The sequence below is a fragment of the Okeania sp. genome, from assembly GCF_983059655.1.
This window is the reverse complement of the sequence record NZ_CEZPJD010000942.1, coordinates 1-2,758: the sequence shown is the minus strand read 5'-3', so window position 1 is coordinate 2,758 and position 2,758 is coordinate 1. Positions and strand designations below refer to the sequence as shown.

2 protein-coding genes are annotated in these 2,758 nt (G+C 35.6%); one reads left to right on the top strand and one right to left on the bottom strand.

Annotation, left to right across the window (positions count from 1 at the left end; translation table 11 throughout):
- Positions 1–116: 116 nt before the first annotated feature.
- Positions 117–644 carry a DUF4330 domain-containing protein gene (locus tag AC3DU7_RS30470; protein WP_488042979.1) on the bottom strand — a complete coding sequence of 176 codons (528 nt, stop codon included), beginning with the start codon at positions 642–644 and terminating at the stop codon, positions 117–119.
- Positions 645–1,583: 939 nt separating this feature from the next.
- Here AC3DU7_RS30470 and AC3DU7_RS30465 point away from each other — a divergent pair.
- Positions 1,584–2,438 (top strand): M48 family metallopeptidase, encoded by an 855-nt coding sequence (locus tag AC3DU7_RS30465; RefSeq protein WP_488042978.1) that lies wholly within the window; start codon positions 1,584–1,586, stop codon positions 2,436–2,438.
- Positions 2,439–2,758 lie beyond the last annotated feature (320 nt).

Sequence of the window (2,758 nt, the reverse complement as noted above, 5' to 3'; positions counted from 1 at the left end):
TTTTAGCTTACTTGTAACTTCATAAAAACTTTAATAAAAATCATGGTGCATTTTGCTTTAGCGCATATTTTGCGGAGCAAAACACACCCAATTTAACTTCAATATAAATCAGTAAATTACTCTTTTACTCTGATATCAATTACACTAGCATTAAAATTATAATCCGCTCCCTCCAACTCAATTGTCATACCAATTTTTACCTTAATATTTCCTAATATCGGTCCATCGTCAGTCACTCTACCTTTACCTTCCAATGTTAACAAAAGATTCTGACTAAAAAGTTCTTCTTCTCTAGGATCGGGTAAAGCTTTGACCGAGCCATCCGGCTGAGGAACTGCCACTTTTCGAGTCAAAAACTCTACAGATTTTAGGTTAACTTCTCCATAAGGTTGATTTCTAATAATTAATTGAGTATTCTCCCCTTCCCTTAATAATTTTTCCGGGTTGCGCCCTTTTAAACCTAAAACAATAGCATCTACTTCCACTGGTTTACTAATAATATTACCCACTTGAGCAACAGAGGTTTTATTAGTACCAGGAAAGATAAATATTCCCAGTAATACCATTAAAATTATTAACACAGCGCCCACATCTAAGACACTGACTTTACCAAATAATCGTCCTTGAGAATCCAGAATTTTCATAATTTCATCAACTAATAATGACAAGGTTGAAAATGTTAAATTAGAGATAGCAAACTAGAAATAACTAATTACTACATAAATTAGCGTTAACTACCGAATGCTCTCTAAATAGCTTTTTTTGTTTACCTAAACCCACTTAGCAAAGTTGCTCATTGACTGCCATTGCTTTGTGGTTAAGCAGGATAGCTAAGTAATAAACATTGATAACTTTCACTCAGAAAATACCCTCTCAGAGATATTACCACTTATATCATGTTTAGCAAAACACAAATAATGTAAGCAAACAGCCGTCAGCTATTAGCTATCAGCTATTAATTTTAAGGAAGATAAAAGCAACCTTTAAAATTGAGAAAGAATAAAAGTTACTGGCAAAGTCTCTTCCTAAACCTTAGCAGTAATTACTCATTACTAATTGCTGACCGCTGACAGCTAATAGCTTTTTGCGCAGCATTCCGCAGGAAATGCTTACTTTAAAACATAAGTTCAGTAGGTGAATATAAGGAAGTTTAGCTAATAAAAAACTCCTTTATCTTCGGTAGTAAAATTAAATTTTAGCTTTGCGGAAAAGCTATTAATAACTGTTGTAGTAAATGACAACAACAAGCAAATATCATTCACTCATTTATTTGTAATAGTACTTGAAGGAAAAATTAGGACATATAGCAGTGGAAGGAAAGGTTAGGAAAAATCAAAAGCTTAAAATTAAGACAAGGTATAGCACTGCGTGCAGGCAACAGGCAACAGGCAACAGGCAACAGCTCATATGGGGGAATAAATTGCCGATAATATAAGATTTTAGCTATTGGACACCTCCTGTAATTTGTAAATATGCCAGCGCACATTGCTATAAGATTTTTCCAACTTCGGTTCTTCCTTCTTCTTTTTCCTTCTTTCTTCTGCAATAAATCTAAAATATAGTATCTTTTAATCTAAAAGCTTATGTTGAAAAAACTATCTCTAATTACTCGTTCTTCCTTTCGTAAAGCATCATATCCCTTAATATCTGTAATGGTTGCTGCTGGTTTATGTGCAGGTACAGCATCTCCCAGTCAAGCTATTCCCTGGAGGGAATTAATTTTCCAGAGCATTCAGATGATTCAAATTTCTAACCTGTCTGACCGCCAAGAAGTTGAACTTGGTAAACAAATTAATCAACAAATATTGAAAAAAAGAAATGTTAGACTTTATCGCGATCGCGCAGCTAACGAATATATTAATAGAATTGGCCAAAGGTTGGCTGCTGCCAGTCCCCGTCCAGACATTCCCTATACTTTTCAAGTAGTAGAGGATGACAGTATAAATGCTTTTGCCACTATGGGAGGTTTTGTCTATATTAATACTGGTTTAATGAAAGCTGCAGAGAACGAAGCAGAATTAGCTAGTGTAGTTTCTCACGAAATTGCCCATATTGCTAGTCGTCATGCGGTAAAACAATTACGTCAGACATTATTGGCCCAGGGTTTGGCGACTGCAGCAGGTGTGGATGATAGTGTTGCTGTCCAAGTTGGGGTAGAATTAGCATTACGTCGGCCTAACAGTAGGGAGGCAGAATTTGAAGCTGATGCAATAGGTATTGAAACATTAGGTAGAGCGGGATATGCTCAGTATGGTGCAATTACATTTATGGAAAAATTGTTAAAAAAAGGTTCTCCACCATCTTTTCTTAGCACTCATCCGGCAACATCGGCGAGGATCGAGCAAATGAAACAAATGATTAGTCCTGAATTTGCTTACAATGGTGATGGGTTGGATGATAGGCGTTATCAAGTAATTGTAAGTCAATTAATTCCGTAGTTGAAATTCACCGAAAAATTTGGTCTGAAACTAGCGCAAAAAGGCAGAAGGCAGGAGGTAGAAGGGAAGAAAGGTTATTGTATAAGCTTTTGAACCTTTTTTAACTGGTTAGTTATTTCCGCCATCCTGCACTAGGGAAATTTTTTCATTTTAGGGTATAGAGAACAAGGGGAGATTTTGTGGTGCACTATTCTGCACGGAAAATATTCTCGCTTCAACAGTTATATACAGAATATTTCAGGTAAATTAGGTACACATAAGAATGTTCATTAATGGATAATGGATAATGGATAATGGATAATGGATAATGGATAATGGAT

Bases quoted from the DNA above. Each gene is read 5' to 3' on its own strand.
- AC3DU7_RS30465 (WP_488042978.1), top strand. From the start codon at position 1,584: ATGTTGAAAAAACTATCTCTAATTACTCGTTCTTCCTTTCGTAAAGCA.
- AC3DU7_RS30470 (WP_488042979.1), bottom strand. From the start codon at position 644: ATGAAAATTCTGGATTCTCAAGGACGATTATTTGGTAAAGTCAGTGTC.